This is a genomic window from Methylobacterium brachiatum (assembly GCF_900113845.1).
Classification (GTDB): Bacteria; Pseudomonadota; Alphaproteobacteria; order Rhizobiales; family Beijerinckiaceae; genus Methylobacterium; species Methylobacterium brachiatum.
On sequence record NZ_FOQW01000004.1, the window covers coordinates 16,865 to 30,728 of the forward strand.

Consider the following 13,864-nt stretch of genomic DNA (forward strand, 5'->3'; position numbering starts at 1 on the left):
CGGCGGGCTACCGCCTCCCGCCCAGCCAGCGCCGCACCCGCGCGAACGGCGTGCGGGGCCGGTCGAGCACCTTCGCCACCTCGCCCGCCAGTCGCGCCGCGACGATCTCCCGGGCCGGATCGTCGTAATGGACGATGTCGTAGAAGGTCCCCGCCTCCCGATCGCGGAAGATGCCGCTGAGGTCGAGGGCCGTGAAGGTGCTGCGGTAGGGCCGCCGCGCCGCGAGCTCGGCGGTGAACGCCTCCAGCTTGGCGTATTGGCGGTCGAGATAGGCCAGGAATGCGCCCGAGGCGACGGTGCGCTCCACCTCGGTGAGGTGGCGCTTGCGCAGCACCGTCGGCTGCAGGACGCTCACGATCGGCACGGCGTGGTCGTGGGACAGCTTGGTGAGCCGGTGCGCGGCGAGCCGGTAATGGTGGATGATCGCGTCCTCCCAGCCGGGGGTCTGCCAGCCCACCTCCGCGCGCAGCCGCTTCAGCTCCTCGTAGATCAGCGTGACCAGCGCGTCGTAGGACAGGCCGTCCTCCCGGGCCCGGGGATCGTGCGTGTCGAAGAAATGGTCGTAGAGCCGCTCGGTGATGAAGGCGTTGTAGGGGTAGCCGGGCCGCGGATCGTAGGTCCAGGGCTGGAACAGGTCGGTGCTGCCGCTGACCACCACGATGGCGTCCGGCTGGTAGCCCACGAGCTTCGACCAGATCAGGTGGGTCATCTGCGTGAGGCAGCTCGACATCACGCCGAAATTGTAGACTTTTGCGCGCGTGCGACCCTGCGCTCGCAGGATCCGCTCCAGGCGCCCGGGCAGGGTGTTGGCCAGCGTGCCGCCGTCGATCGTGGTCGAGTCGCCGACCACGAAGATCCGGGTCTCGCCGGGGGGCTTGTGCGCGGTGATGGCGGTGGCGTTGAGGAAGCCCTGGGCGTCGAACGGGACGCCGTAATGGCTCGCCCCCGGCTTGCCGGCGAACTGGATATAGGGGCTCGGATGGCGGGTGTTCGAGTCGAGATAGCCGAAATGGTGCAGGAACTTGCGCCGCCGCGCCGCGTCCTCGCTCTCCGGTGGCGGCCAGATCTGATCGACGCCGGGCGCGGTGAGCGCGGCCAGCATCGCGGCCTGGAGCGCGGCGTTGCCGGCGGCGTTGAGGGTCACGCCGTCATCGCTGAAGGCGGGCTTCAGCGCGCCCGTCTCGGTCGCCAGGACGGGGTCGTGGTCGATGAAGGCGGCGCCGTATTCGTGGACGTGGTCGCGCAGCCAGGCATTGACCTCGGCGATGAGCCCGAGGGGCCGCCCGGCAACGGCCGGTGAGGCCGGGTCGACCGGCGGGATCGAGCCGACCCAGCTGCGCACGTAGAGGTCGCGCGTGTCGCTGAGCATCGCCCGGATGTCGGCCACGATGCCGTCGCGCGTGACCCCCGGATTGCCGCCCAGGATGTCGTCGCGGCCGCAGATCAGGTGGAGCCCCCGCGCCCCGTAGAGGGCGATCTCGGAGCGGAGCCGGCGCGCCATGTCCCGGGTCGTCTGACCGGGGATCCCGCGCGCCACGGTCTGCGGCCCGGAGAAGGCGTCGGGCATCTGCGCCGTCCAGGACGCGGTCACCGAATCGCCGAAGAACAGGATCGGCCCGAACGGGAAGAGCGGCCTGTCGCCGGCCGGCGCGCTCATGCGGTCGCCCTCGTCATGCGTATCGTCGTCCGTGATGCGGGCTGTCGTCCGGCACGCCGGTTCAGCGGGCCGCGAAGATCTCGATCCCGTCGAGGTGCAGGACCTGCTCCTCGTCGAGGTCGACTTTCAGGTAGCGGAACCGGGCATTGTCGAACCGGAGATGGAGCGGGAGGCCGGGATGCCAGTCGGCATCCACCGCGTCGAAGACGAGGCGGAAATCGGCCTCGGTCTCGCCGAGCCAGACCCGCATCATCTGGGCGCGCTCGCTGAGCTGTCCCCAGCGATTGTAGAGCCGGATCTCCGAGACCCGCTCGATTGCGCCGAGATCGAGCACGAACCAGGGATTCGGCTCGAGCGCCGTGTGGAAGAAGAACGACGGGTCGCCGGTGGTCCGCTCGCCGTAGACGCCCGTGGTCCCGGACCAGGGGGAGCCCGAGCTGGCGCGCCAGGTCTTGCCCAGCGCGATGTTCTCGGACGGCCGGACCGTGACCAGGGTGTCCATCTCCAACTCGCCGATCAGGGTCTTGATCTTCTTCGAGGCCTCCCGCAGGGGCGGGATCTCCAGGTCGAGCTTGTAGATCAGGTTCGACAGGATGCTCTGGTCGAAGCGGTGGTCGATGAAGCCGTCGAAATCCGGCAGGCCCATCTGGTTGGGGATGTCGGTGACGACCCGCTCGTCGCCGGCATAGCGCAGCCATTCGGCGACGAGGTGGCGGGTCTCGGGGCTGACCATGAAGGCGATCCAGGTCGCCTGGATCTGGTCGGCGTTCCAGTAGCGCTCCGAGTCGCACTCCATGAGCACGAAGCAGTCCCGCTTGGTCCAGACCCGCTGCGGCTTCCCGTGCAGCACGCCGACCGCGACCCGGCGCCCGGACCCGGCGAGCCAGGTCAAGAGCGAGGTGACCGGCGGCAGCGGATCGTCGTCGATCGCCTGCATGCCGGTATCGGTGAACACGATGAAGTCGCCGTCGCGGCTCTGCGCCAGCGCCTCGGCGATGATGTAGGGCTTCCAGGCCCAGTTCCCGGCGCCCCGCGACCGGTCGAGGATCTGCTTGTGCGCGGCGTAGAACGGCGTCCCGCGCAGCCGGTCGGGCGACCAACTCTCGATCGTGTCGAAATCCCCGGTGGCGGCGGCCGCGGCGACGAGGCGGCGCTGGCTGACCACGTAGTGGTACTTCGCGGCGAAGCTGACCAGCGTCGTGCGGCGGTCGCGCAGGCGCCGCCGCTGCTGCATCAGGATCTCGGCCCGGTGCATCGGGAAGGCGTTGACCCGCAGGGCTTCCGAGGGCTGGACAGCGCTGGCCAAATCGATCCTCCCGGGCGTCTGAACCCGCTGGCGATCCGCGCACCGGCAAGACCGGATTCCCAAAGGGCTGAGCCCAGTGGCGAGGTTTCGGGGGCGAAGCCCGACACCAGGGCTCCGCCCTGGACCCGCACAAGGTCACGGACCTTTTGAATCCAGGATTCTTTTCGGCGATCGGGACTGACTCAAGGTTTCCGGGGCGCTTGTCACCGAGTTTTACGCCTTGGGCAAGGGCGGCGGTTCAGGCGTCGTCGAAGGCGAGGTTCTCGATCGGGTAGTCGAGCATCAGGGCGCGCCGCTCCGGCGAGTTGTCCCACTCGCCGACCTTGGTGTAGCCGCCGGCCACGTCCAGCACCTCGACCACCCTGCCGATGGTCGGGATGCTCCTGAAGTGCTGCGGCCAGCCGGAGGCGAAGTAGAACACCTGCTCGATCCGGTCCGAGAGCTGGCACACCCCCGGGCCGAAGGTGCCCAGCCCGAACACGAGGTAGCGCCCGTTCATCAGCGCCGCGACGTCGTCCGTCAGCGCGCCGCTCTGGGTGGTGAACGGCACGCCCCGCGCCGTGATCCAGGCTTCCAGCGCCGGGATCACCGGGTTGAGCCGGTTCTCGAAGACCAGCTTGATCGACGCGATCCGGCCCTCCGCCAGCAGCCGGTCGATGACCATGCGGTAGAAGGCCAGTGGCGGCTGCGGATATTGCGGCGCGACCCAGGTGCCGAAGATGTCGCCCGAGCGGATATGGATCAGGAGCTCGTCGTCGGGCTTGTCCGGGATCTGCGCCGGCAGCCGGTTGAACAGCGGCCGGATCGTGGTCCGCACGATCTCCCGGGTCTCCTCCGGGCCCAGCGTGCCGGCGAGCCGCTGGATCCCGAGGTCGAAATACATCCCCGACAGGTAGGACCCGTCCGGCGGCAGCGGCTCCGAGCCCGGGATGAAGGTGATGCCGCCGAGCGTCACGGGGCCGGACAGGGCGATCACGTCGCTGCGGTCGGCGGCGGGGAGCTTGATCGTCTTGAGGTTCAGGTTGCGGGCGATGCCGATGGCGAGCAGGCACTGGATCAGGCAATTGCCGAAGGCGCCGCATTCGTAGAGCGCGAGCCCGACGAGCGCGCGCGACCGGGGCCGCTCGGCGCTGACCAGGCTGTAGGTGACGTAGGGGTTGGCCCCCGGCCGCTCGCCGGCCATGTCGAAGGACGCGCCCAGGACGTGCCGCAGGGTGATCAGGTCGAACGCCGCGCGATCGCACCAGATCTGCACCGCCGGGACGTCGCGCCCGCCGGGGCGGCTCACGCGGACATAGCGGGCCCAGGTACCCGTCGCGGGCTCGACCGAAGCCGTCCCCTCCCCGTCCGGGCTCGCCCGGACGGCGGGCTCCGACCAGACCTGCCCGTCATCCGACACCGCCAGGTCGGGGGCTTCTCCGGCGCCCGAGACGGCCTGGATCGGGAAGCGCAGGCCGAGATCGACCTGCAGCCGGACGGTCCCGGTGGGGTCGGGGCGGCGCGCCTCGGTATCCAGGCGATGCCATGGCTGTCCCGCCGCCAGATCGATCCGCTCGTCCGTCCCGCCGCGTGCCGCGCCCATCGCCCCTCGATCCTCCCGACCGCCGGAGGATCCTGTACCGAAGTCGACGGCGATCGTCCCGTGCCACGAGCGCCGTTCCCGATCGCGTCGCAATGCGGTGCACGGCGGGGGCGGCCGGTCCCCTCGACGATAGGGGGCGGGCGGGAGGGACGCTCGGCGCGCTTCGCCTCACCGCAGCGCGGGCGTGAGGCCCCCGGGCATCAGGACCGCCAGGCCCGGGGCCGGCCTGCTCCCGAGGGGCGCATGATGGCTGCAGCCGTTGTCGCAGAACGCGCGCAGGGTGCGCCGGTCCAGGCCGACATCGCACAGTGCATCGTCGTCCAGGGCCGAGAGGACACGGTAATTGCGTGTCGCCGCACGCCGGGCCTGCATGGATTTCAGGATCGCCAAGATCATCGTCCGCTATCCTCCTGATCGAATACCGATTTCATATCGCGTATCGACGATTCGGAGCGTGGATTTATTTGGAAGGGGCCGCATCACACGTTTGAACAATTCGGAGATCTGAGTGCGACGTGCCCCGCGCGGGCGGTCGCGGGGACCGGCTGGGGGCACAGCAGCAGCAGGCGCATCAGCGCGGCCTGCCGGCGGGTCCCGGTCTTCTCGAACAGGCGGCGCAGATGCGCGCGGGCCGTGTGCAGGGTGATCCGGCGCCGGGCCGCGCTCGCCGCGAGGTCATTCCCGGCCAGGATGTCGGTGGCCAGGGCAGCCTCCGCGGGGGTGAAGCCGAACTGATCCTGCAGCGCGCCCGGATCCGGCAGCGGCGCGGAATCCGGATCGATGATGCGCAGGAGCACGGTGTTCCCGGGGATCGCGCAGGCGGCGATCAGGAGCGTGCCGGTCTCGCCCACGAGGCGGATCGAGCCGCCGGCGCCGACCGCGCAGCGGGCGATGAGCCGGCCGAGCGCCGCACCGTGCTCGGGCGTGGCGCTGCACAGGCACCCGTTCCGGAGGCGCAGCAGGCCCCGGCGGATCAGCGCCTGCGCGGCGCCGTTCAGGAAGAAAGGGCGGCCGGATCGGTCGGTCACCGCGATGCCCTGCTCGAAATGGTCGATCAGCCAGCAGAGCGCGGCCTCCACGGGGACCGCCTCGCGGGCGGATCGCGGGGCGCCGGACCCGCAGGCCGGGTGCAGGTCTCGGTCGGTCAAGGCGATCATGCGCGACCCCCGTCGGAGCGGTACGGCTGATGCGATGAAGAACCCGCGTCCCCGCGCACATATTCCCGGGCGCCGGCAAAATTCGTCATTTCGGCCGGGCGGTCCGGTCGCGGTACAGCGCGACGAAGCTCCGCAGGTCCCGGGCATTGAGGTCCGACACCGCCCAGTAGGCGAGGTCGCCGGCGCTCCAGCGCTCGATGAACGTCCCGTCCCGGCGTTCCTCGCCGGCCGGCGCATCGCCGGTCGCGGGAACCACGGTGACGCTGATCACGTGCCGGTCGTGGCGGTAGACCAGGGTCGGCACCGGCTTGCCGTCGACGATGTCGATCCGGCCGCCGACCAGCGGGTAGCCCCGTTCGGACAGGTCGGGGGCGTCGGGGGCGATGATCGTGCGGCCGTTGAACCACGGCTTGACCACGTGCCCGTCGGAGGAGGCGATATCGAAGGGCTGCGGCGCGGCGAGGCCGCGCAGGTGGCCGGCCAGGACGGCGTCGGTCGGTCGCGACGGGGCCTCGGCGGTCCCGAGGGGAACGACCCCGCCGAGCGACGCGCCGACGGCGATCCCGGCCACCAGCGTCGCGGCGAGCGCCGGCCAGGAGCCGAGCCGGGCACGGCGGGGCTCCGGATCCGCGAACCCGATCGTCTGGACGATCCGGGCGCGCAGGCTCTCGGGGGCCGGCACCTCCGCGAGGGTCGCGCGCACGGCGCCCGAGAGGCCGCGCAGGCGCTCGGCCTGGGCGCGGAGATCCGGCTCGGCGGCGAGGCGGCGCTCCATGGCCAGGACCTCGCCGGGCGACAGCGCGCCGTCGACATAGGCGCTCAGCAGCAGGAGGGTTTCGTCGTCGCCGGTCATCGCCCGTCCTTCGCGAGCCGTTCGAGCAGGTGCTGGCGCGCCCGCGCCAGGCGGGACATCACGGTCCCGATCGGCGCGCCCGTCACCTCGGCGATCTCCCGGTAGCCGAGACCGTGATATTCACGCAGGACCAGCGCCTCCCGGAACGGGACCGGCAGGGCCTCGATCGCCCGGCCGAGCCGCCCGGCCTCGTCGTGGGCGATGAGGGCGGCCTCGGGGGTCTCCGGCGCCTCGGCGAGCATGCTCCCGGCATCCAGGGCGGCCCGGGCCTCCGGGGCGAGATCCTCGGCGAAGATCACCGCGCGGGGCCGGTGCCGCTGCAGCCAGGAATAGCCGGTGTTGCGGACGATGGTCAGGAACCACGCCCGGGCATTGCCCTCCGCGAAGGTCTCGATCGCCCGGTAGGCGCGCAGACACGCCTCCTGCATCACGTCCTCGGCGTCGGTGGCGTTGCCGGTGAGCCAGTGCGCGAGCCGGTAGCCCTCATCGAGGCGGGGCAGGACCAATTGGCTGAAGCGCGCACGGGCGAGCGTCGTCATACGCCGCCGCCCCCCGGATCGATCGCGCGCGCCGCCATCGGCCGCTCACCCCGCAGCTCCGCGCCCCGGAATGAGAACCGTCCAGCCGCCCCGGATATTCCCGGGACCGGCGAAAAATCAGGCGTCGAGCCCGAGCATCAGCCCGAGATTCTGCACCGCCGCGCCGGAGGCGCCCTTGCCGAGATTGTCGAGGCGGGCGACCAGCACCGCCTGCCGGTGCTCGGACGAGCCGAACACGCGCAGCTCCAGCCGGTCGGTGTCGTTGAGCGCCTCGGGCTCGATCTTCTCGCTGCCCTCTCCGGTCACCACCTGGACCAGCGGCTGCCCGGCATACCAGTCGCGCAGGGCCGCCTCCAGATCGGTGGCCGCGGGCTTGCCCGGCAGCGCGTCGAGGTGGAGCGGCACGCTCACCAGCATGCCCTGGCGGAAATTGCCCACGGACGGCACGAAGATCGGCCGCCGGGTCAGGCCGCTGAACCGCTGCAGCTCCGGCACGTGCTTGTGGGCGAAGCCGAGGCCGTAGAGCAGGAACGGCGCCGCGCTGCCCCGCTCGTAATCCTCGATCATGCTTTTACCGCCGCCGCTATAGCCGCTGACCGCGTTGACGCTGATCGGGAAATCCGCCGGGATGAGGCCGGCCTCGACCAGGGGGCGCAGGAGCGCGATGCCGCCGGTCGGGTAGCAGCCGGGATTGGCCACGCGCCGGGCGCGGGCCACGGCGGCGCCCTGCTCCCGGGTCATCTCCGGGAAGCCGTAGGTCCAGCCGGGGGCGACCCGGTGGGCGGTGCTGGCATCGAGGATGCGCGGGCCGCCGCCGGGCAGGCTGTCGGCCAGCGCCACCGTCTCCTTGGCGGCCTCGTCCGGCAGGCACAGGACCGCCAGGTCGACCTCGGTGAGCAGCGCCCGCTTGGCCTCGGGATCCTTCCGGTGCTCTGGCGCGATGCTGCGCAGGGTGACGCGGCCGTCGCGCTCCAGGCGCTCGCGGATGCCGAGGCCGGTGGTGCCGGCCTCGCCATCGATGAACACGATGGGCCGCGTCGCTGCTTCGCTCGCCATGATCCGTCTCGCAGGCCAGAATCACACCCGGCCGTTACGCCCCGGAGGTGGCGCCTGCGGGCGGCGCTGTCAACGCCACGTCAGGTCGGCAGGCGGCCGTCGGGCGAGTAGCGGTCGATCGCCGAGGGCAGCTCGCGGGACAGGCGCGACAGGAGCGCCGCCCGGCTGAGCCCGGTCTGCTGGGTCAGGTGGTCGAGGGTCTCGGGGCCGATGGCGCGCTCCAGATCGGTCTCGGGGATGTCGCGGTTGGTGCCGTGATTGATCCACGAGGTCGCGGTCTCGCCGTGCCCACCCTTGGTGAAGTGATCGACCAGCTCGCTGAGGCCGTTGGCGATCAGGCCGCCGACCCCGGCCGAACCGGCGCCGCCCAGCAAGCCCCCGAGGCGGGCGAAATTGTCGGTGCCGCCGCTCGCGGTCGCGGGATTCGGCACGGACGGGACCGGGGACGGGCTGGTCCCGTGATCGTGGCCCTTCAGCAGCTCGGCGAGCTTGTCGCGGTTCTGGTAGCCGGCCAAAGCCAGCAAGCCCAGCAACGCGGTCATCGAGGGGTAACCCTTGCTCATGGCGTGTCCTCTCTGGTGTCCGCCTGTCTGGCTTGAGGCGCGGACCCCGGTCGGCGGATCGTCCCGGGGCCTGCGCGCGGTGTCAGCGGGGGCGGCGCGACGGGGCCGCGGACCGGCCGGCGACGCGGCGGCTGACATAGGCGATCAGCTTCGGCAGGACGAAGATGGTGAGCAGCTTGCGGATCATCGGTGTTCTCCGTGGTTGTCGGCGGAGGGAGCGGCCGGGCGGACGCTCCCGTGGTTCACGTCAGGTCGGGCGGGTCATTTCCTGCCGGCGACGGAGTCGACGACGCTCTTCACGCCGTCCTTGGCCTCGCCGACCGTGCGCTGGCCCTCGCCCTTGAGTTCCTGCGCCTTGCCCTCGACCACGAGCTTGTCGTTGCCCGTGGCCTTGCCGGCGGCCTGCTTGACGTTGCCCACGGCCTCGTTGGCCAGGCCCTTCAGCTTGTCGGTGGTGCTGCTCATCGTGGCGCTCCGGTTGGGGTGGAAAGGTGGATCCTGGGAACCCCCGCGCCGGGCGCGGGGGTCGCGGGGATCAGGCGCGGCGGGTGCCGTAGGACTCGGTCAGGGTCTCGACCTTCGGGGCGCCAAGGCGGCCGCCCAGGAAGGCGGCGATCGCGCCCAGGATCAGCGCGAGGGCGGCGTAGAAGGCGCCCTGCGTGGCGGCCGACTTCGCCGCGACGGCCGCGGCCTCAGCCTTCTGCTTGGCGGTGGCGACCGCCTGGTCGTACTGCTTCTCGTAGTCCTGGATCTGCTGCTTGGCCTGGTCGACCGGGATGCCCTGCGCCTTGGCGAGCGCGTCCGCGGCCCGGGCCTCGGCCTGCTGCTTCTGGGCCGGATCACCGGTCAGAACCGCGCGCACCGCCGCCACGGCCGCATCGCGCGCCGCCTGCGGATCCTGGCCCTGCGCCTGCTGGCGCACGGTCTGCTCGATCCCGTCGATCGGGTTCGAGATCTTCGACAGGGACGGCGCCGCCGCCTGGGCCGCCGTCTGCACGGTGCCGCCGACGAGGTTGCCGGCGCCGCCGAGCGTCGTGGCCACGCCGTTGAAGGCGCCGCCGACGATCCCGCCGACCGCCGAGGTCAGGAGGTAGAGGACGACCAGGGTGGTCACCGACCAGGAGACCAGCCCGTGCAGGCCGGCGGCGCCGCCCACGGGCTTGCCCGAGAGCCGCCCGGCCAGGAAGCCGCCGATCAGCGAGGCGACGATGCCGGAGGCCACGAACCAGATCCCGGCGCTCATCGACAGGGTCGAGGCGGCCGGGTTGTCGGCGGTGTCCATGCCCACGCTGGACAGCCCGATGCCGACGCCGAGCAGGTTGAGGATCACCTGCGCCACCAGCGCCGTGGTGGCGCCCGCGAAGATCGCACCCCACGACACCTGGTGGAGGAGGACGGTGCGCGTGTCGCTCGTATGGGCGAGCGGCGCGGTCGAGAGGCTGGGGGAAGCGGTCACTGGGGGACTCCTGGTCGTCGTGAGAGAGTGGCCGGCGCTCAGCGGCGGCGGGCGTGCATCAGCAAAGCGAGGCCGTAGCCGACGGCGCCGGCGATCAGCAGCGCGACGATCGGGCTCTCCTCGACCTGCTGGGCCACGACGCGGGTGCCCCGGCGGGCGTAGTCGCCGGCATGCTCGTAGGCGTCCTCGGCATAGTGGCCGGCCTCGTCGGCGACGTGCCGGACGGTGTCCTTGGCCTGGCCGTAGAGGTTCTCGGCCGAGCCCTGCGCCTCGCGGAAACGGCCTTCGACCGAGTCGCTCTTCGAGCCGGTCAGGTCGCCCACGGCGCCCTGCGCCTTGCCGACGAATTCCTTGGCGGCTCCCGTCACGCGATCCGTATCAACCATGGTGTCTCTCCTGTCTGAGCGTTCTGGACTGGTGCGGTGGGTGTGCGCCGCTCGGCCCGGTCTACGCGTGGTGCGAGATCCCGGGTTTCGCGTCGGACTTCTGCGAAGAGTACGGAGCCCGGTCCTTCGCGGCGTCGCCGGTCGATGGGCCGATGGCTCTGGTGGGTGAACCCGGCACCGGACCGGGGGTTGCCCCGGGACGGCCTCGACTTCGAAATTCAGGTTTCTCGCGGTCTCGTCTTGGCTGAGCCGCAGATGGGGTCTGATTTGTTCAGATCAATGGTACGTTCGTACCGGTATTCTTCGACTATGTACTAGCTTCCCGCGTGGTGAAGCCGTTGTCCCGGCCCCAGACGATCACCTCGGTGCGCTTGTGGACCCCGAGCTTGCGGTAGAGGGCGGCGGCGTGGTTGCGCACGGTGTTGCGCGACAGGTTCAGCCGCTTGGCGATGGCCTCGTCCGACAGGCCGGCGCAGACCAGGCCGAGGATCTGGCGCTCCCGGACCGTGAGGCTCTGCACACCCTCGTCGGCGCTGTCGCGCCCGGGATGCCGGAGGCCGGCGAGCTTCTCGATCAGGCCGCGGCTGAACCACGAGGTGTCGGCCATCACGGTCTCGATCGCGGTGAACAGCTCGCGCTCCGAGCGCTTGCGCTCGGTGATGTCCTGGAGCACCGCCAGGACGTAATCGTCCTCGCCGATCACCACCCGCTCGGCCGAGACGAGGCAGTCGATCTCGGTCCCGTCCTCGTGCCGCATGCAGGTCTCGAGGCCGAGCACGTAGCCGGCGCGCCGGACCGTGGCCTCGAACTTCGCCCGGGCGGCATCCGAGATCCACAGGCCCATCTCTTCGGCGGAGCGCCCGACGGCCTTGTCCTGGCCGTAGCCGAAGATCCGCGGGAAGGCCTCGTTGACGGCCGTGACGGTGAAGCCGTCGGCCCGGGCCAGCAGCGTCGGCACCGGCGTCATCCGGAACGCGGTGGCGAAGCGCGACTCGCTCTGGCGCAGGGAGGTTTCCGCCTTCTTGCGCAGCTCCAGATCCGCGAAGGTGAAGAGCATGCACGGCTCCTCGCCCATCTCGATCGGCTGGCCGGCCACGATGACGAAGCGGGAGCCGCCATCCGGCAGGCGCAGGCAGGCCTCCATCTGCGGGACGGTCTGGCCGGCATTGAGCCGCGTCACGGCGAGCTCGCGCTGCTTGGCCTCGGCCAGCACGTCGACCTCGTAGACGCTGCGCCCGATCACCCCGTCGCGGGTGTAGCCGGTCATCTCCAGGAAGCCGGCATTGACCTTGACGTGGCGCAGGTCGGACAGCCGGGTGATCACGGCCGGCGCCGGGTTGGCGTTGAAGGTCTTCTCGAACCGCTCCTCGGCCTCGAATTGCGGCGTGACGTTCTGCAGGATCAGCGCGAGGCAGCTCGGCTGCCCGGCCCGGTCGGTGGCGACCAGGCTGCGCAGGGAATGGACGAAGGCGACGTCCGGCCGGTCGGTGCGCACCACCTCGACGATGACGTCGTGGAAGGTCTCGCCCCGGACCACCCGCTCGATCGGGTAATGCTCGGGCGGCCGGTTGTTGCGGTAGCGGACGGAGAACCGGTCCCGGTAGGCGTCGACGGTCTCGCCGAGCTCCTCCAGGCTCTCGGCGCCGTGCATGGCCAGGGCGGCGTCGTTGGCCCAGGTGATCGTCTGGTCCGGCTCGACCAGGATCACGCCCTCGGTCAGGCCGGCGATGATCTGCCTCAGCTCGTGTCTGTCGACGCCCGCGGTCACGGTGGTTCGTCTGCTCCGCCTGATGCGACCCGGACTGGATCGGCGGCGGGTAACAGGCGACGGGACCGGAGGTTCCCTTGTGCGCAATCGGTCTGCTGGTATATTTTACTTAGGTCAGTAATCGGGTGTCGTGGTGCGGGGGCTTATACGGTCACCCGTCCAGACCCTTTGGATGAGCGGCTGGGCACCGGACCGTCATCGCGATGCCACGGTACACGACAGGGGCAGCCTTAGGCTTTATCGGCGCTCGTCCAACCCAACCCCCTCATCCTAAGGTGAGAGCGAAGCGAGCCTCGAAGGAGCCCTCCAGTATGCGCGCGATCCCTGGAGCGCTCCTTCGAGGGCGCCGCTGCGCGTCGCCACCTCAGGATGAGGGGGTTGGGTTGGAGGAGCGCCGATCAGGATCGGACCGACGGTTGTGTCCGCTCAGCCGACCGCGCTTCCAAGGCAGCGTCGTGTACCGTGTCGCAACCCAGCGAAACGACTCTCCGTTTTTGCTTTGGCGCGCTCGCGCTGACGGCCACGGCAGGCTCCGTTCAAAAATCGCGAAAAACCCTAGAGGGCGCCCTCGGACAGCAGTTTCTGCAGCGACCCGAAAGCCCGCTTGGCCACGGCCTCAGGCGGCTCATGCTCGAGCCGGTCGTTGAAGACCTCCAGCCCGACCGGCCCGCGATAGCCGATCGCGGCGAGCTTTCCGACGAGGCTGGCCAGCGGCAGGCCCCCCTCGCCCGGGAGGAGGCGCGCGTGGCGGGCGACCGCGCGGTAATCCGACGGCTGCACCGGGCCGGCGACATCGCAGACCTGCACCAGGAAGATCCGCTCGGGCGGCACGTCGCCGAGGATGGCCGGCGTCTCGCCGCGGACGAAGAGGTGGTAGCTGTCGACCACCAGGCCGGCATGGCGCGGATCGAGCTCGCGGATCGTCGCCCAGGCCTGCACCAGCGACGGGTTGACCGTGCTCCAGGCCATGCCCTCGTAGGCGATCCGGAGGCCCCGGCGGCGGGCCTCGTCCACCAGCCAGACCAGATCCTCGGTGATGCGGGCCGGATCGCAGTCCGGGTCCGTGGAGGCGGGCACGAGCAGCGTCCCGGCGCCCAGAGCCGCCGCGGTGTCGAGCAGGGTCAGCGCCTCGGCCCGCTTGGCGGCGCGCGCGTCGCCGGGGGCCCCGTCGAAATCGAGCAGCACCTGGTAGTCGGTGAGGCCGAGGCCGAGGGCGGCGACGTGGGCGCGCAGGCCCGCCGCCCCGTCCTCGGCGCGCTCCACGTCGGAGGACCAGAGCTCGACCTGATCGAAGCCCGCGGCCCGGGCGGCGCGCAGCTTCTCCTCGGGTGATCCGCCCAGCAGCACGGTGTTGACGAAGCGGGGCCCCGGCAGCGGCGCCGCCGCGGAGGCGCGCCCGACGGCAAGGCCGAGACCGAGACCGAGACCGAGACCGGTGGCGAGGGCACGGCGTCTGTTCATCCGGATCAAGGCTCCAGGCGTGGCCGACGGCGTCGATGACGGACGACCATTGTGCCACGTCGATCTGGCCCGGAGCTGAG

14 protein-coding genes are annotated in these 13,864 nt (G+C 71.0%); all 14 read right to left on the minus strand.

Going from position 1 to position 13,864, the window contains the following annotated elements:
- Nucleotides 1-7: 7 nt before the first annotated feature.
- The gene (locus tag BMZ47_RS04410) at nt 8-1,657 is read right to left on the minus strand and encodes an SGNH/GDSL hydrolase family protein (RefSeq protein WP_091859053.1); all 1,650 of its coding nucleotides are present in this window, start codon (nt 1,655-1,657) and stop codon (nt 8-10) included.
- A 61-nt stretch (nt 1,658-1,718) separates the two neighbouring features.
- Complete coding sequence (locus tag BMZ47_RS04415; protein ID WP_091859057.1) at nt 1,719-2,963, minus strand: discoidin domain-containing protein; 1,245 nt, start codon at nt 2,961-2,963, stop codon at nt 1,719-1,721.
- Nucleotides 2,964-3,201: 238 nt separating this feature from the next.
- Complete coding sequence (locus BMZ47_RS04420) at nt 3,202-4,545, minus strand: discoidin/SUN/FTP domain-containing protein (RefSeq protein ID WP_091859060.1); 1,344 nt, start codon at nt 4,543-4,545, stop codon at nt 3,202-3,204.
- 168 nt (nt 4,546-4,713) lie between these two features.
- Nucleotides 4,714-4,941: a hypothetical protein gene (locus BMZ47_RS04425; protein ID WP_091859064.1), complete on the minus strand. Its 228-nt coding sequence runs from the start codon at nt 4,939-4,941 to the stop codon at nt 4,714-4,716.
- A gap of 83 nt (nt 4,942-5,024) precedes the next feature.
- Nucleotides 5,025-5,702: a helix-turn-helix transcriptional regulator gene (locus tag BMZ47_RS04430; protein WP_091859067.1), complete on the minus strand. Its 678-nt coding sequence runs from the start codon at nt 5,700-5,702 to the stop codon at nt 5,025-5,027.
- 85 nt (nt 5,703-5,787) lie between these two features.
- Nucleotides 5,788-6,555 (minus strand): anti-sigma factor family protein, encoded by a 768-nt coding sequence (locus tag BMZ47_RS04435; RefSeq protein WP_091859070.1) that lies wholly within the window; start codon nt 6,553-6,555, stop codon nt 5,788-5,790.
- Nucleotides 6,552-7,094: a sigma-70 family RNA polymerase sigma factor gene (locus BMZ47_RS04440; protein WP_007565841.1), complete on the minus strand. Its 543-nt coding sequence runs from the start codon at nt 7,092-7,094 to the stop codon at nt 6,552-6,554. The genes BMZ47_RS04435 and BMZ47_RS04440 overlap by 4 nt, the downstream gene beginning before the upstream one ends.
- 117 nt (nt 7,095-7,211) lie before the next feature.
- Nucleotides 7,212-8,150: an N-acetyl-gamma-glutamyl-phosphate reductase gene (argC, locus tag BMZ47_RS04445; protein WP_091859072.1), complete on the minus strand. Its 939-nt coding sequence runs from the start codon at nt 8,148-8,150 to the stop codon at nt 7,212-7,214.
- An 80-nt stretch (nt 8,151-8,230) separates the two neighbouring features.
- Complete coding sequence (locus tag BMZ47_RS04450) at nt 8,231-8,713, minus strand: YidB family protein (protein ID WP_007565843.1); 483 nt, start codon at nt 8,711-8,713, stop codon at nt 8,231-8,233.
- A 261-nt stretch (nt 8,714-8,974) separates the two neighbouring features.
- Nucleotides 8,975-9,178, minus strand: coding sequence for a CsbD family protein (locus BMZ47_RS04455; RefSeq protein WP_007565845.1), 204 nt, complete (start codon nt 9,176-9,178; stop codon nt 8,975-8,977).
- 70 nt (nt 9,179-9,248) lie between these two features.
- A complete protein-coding gene (locus BMZ47_RS04460) occupies nt 9,249-10,169 on the minus strand; it encodes a PhnA-like protein (RefSeq protein WP_091859075.1) in 921 nt (306 codons plus the stop codon).
- A gap of 38 nt (nt 10,170-10,207) precedes the next feature.
- Nucleotides 10,208-10,555, minus strand: a complete 348-nt coding sequence (locus BMZ47_RS04465; RefSeq protein WP_007565848.1) for a CsbD family protein — start codon at nt 10,553-10,555, stop codon at nt 10,208-10,210.
- A gap of 307 nt (nt 10,556-10,862) precedes the next feature.
- Nucleotides 10,863-12,323, minus strand: coding sequence for a helix-turn-helix transcriptional regulator (locus BMZ47_RS04470; protein WP_050734896.1), 1,461 nt, complete (start codon nt 12,321-12,323; stop codon nt 10,863-10,865).
- A 555-nt stretch (nt 12,324-12,878) separates the two neighbouring features.
- Nucleotides 12,879-13,784, minus strand: a complete 906-nt coding sequence (locus tag BMZ47_RS04475; RefSeq protein WP_091859078.1) for a sugar phosphate isomerase/epimerase family protein — start codon at nt 13,782-13,784, stop codon at nt 12,879-12,881.
- Between the last annotated feature and the right edge of the window lie 80 nt (nt 13,785-13,864).

Bases quoted from the DNA above. Each gene is read 5' to 3' on its own strand.
- BMZ47_RS04410 (WP_091859053.1), bottom strand. From the start codon at position 1,657: ATGAGCGCGCCGGCCGGCGACAGGCCGCTCTTCCCGTTCGGGCCGATC.
- BMZ47_RS04420 (WP_091859060.1), bottom strand. From the start codon at position 4,545: ATGGGCGCGGCACGCGGCGGGACGGACGAGCGGATCGATCTGGCGGCG.
- BMZ47_RS04425 (WP_091859064.1), bottom strand. From the start codon at position 4,941: ATGATCTTGGCGATCCTGAAATCCATGCAGGCCCGGCGTGCGGCGACA.
- BMZ47_RS04430 (WP_091859067.1), bottom strand. From the start codon at position 5,702: ATGATCGCCTTGACCGACCGAGACCTGCACCCGGCCTGCGGGTCCGGC.
- BMZ47_RS04435 (WP_091859070.1), bottom strand. From the start codon at position 6,555: ATGACCGGCGACGACGAAACCCTCCTGCTGCTGAGCGCCTATGTCGAC.
- BMZ47_RS04440 (WP_007565841.1), bottom strand. From the start codon at position 7,094: ATGACGACGCTCGCCCGTGCGCGCTTCAGCCAATTGGTCCTGCCCCGC.
- argC (WP_091859072.1), bottom strand. From the start codon at position 8,150: ATGGCGAGCGAAGCAGCGACGCGGCCCATCGTGTTCATCGATGGCGAG.
- BMZ47_RS04450 (WP_007565843.1), bottom strand. From the start codon at position 8,713: ATGAGCAAGGGTTACCCCTCGATGACCGCGTTGCTGGGCTTGCTGGCT.
- BMZ47_RS04455 (WP_007565845.1), bottom strand. From the start codon at position 9,178: ATGAGCAGCACCACCGACAAGCTGAAGGGCCTGGCCAACGAGGCCGTG.
- BMZ47_RS04465 (WP_007565848.1), bottom strand. From the start codon at position 10,555: ATGGTTGATACGGATCGCGTGACGGGAGCCGCCAAGGAATTCGTCGGC.
- BMZ47_RS04475 (WP_091859078.1), bottom strand. From the start codon at position 13,784: ATGAACAGACGCCGTGCCCTCGCCACCGGTCTCGGTCTCGGTCTCGGT.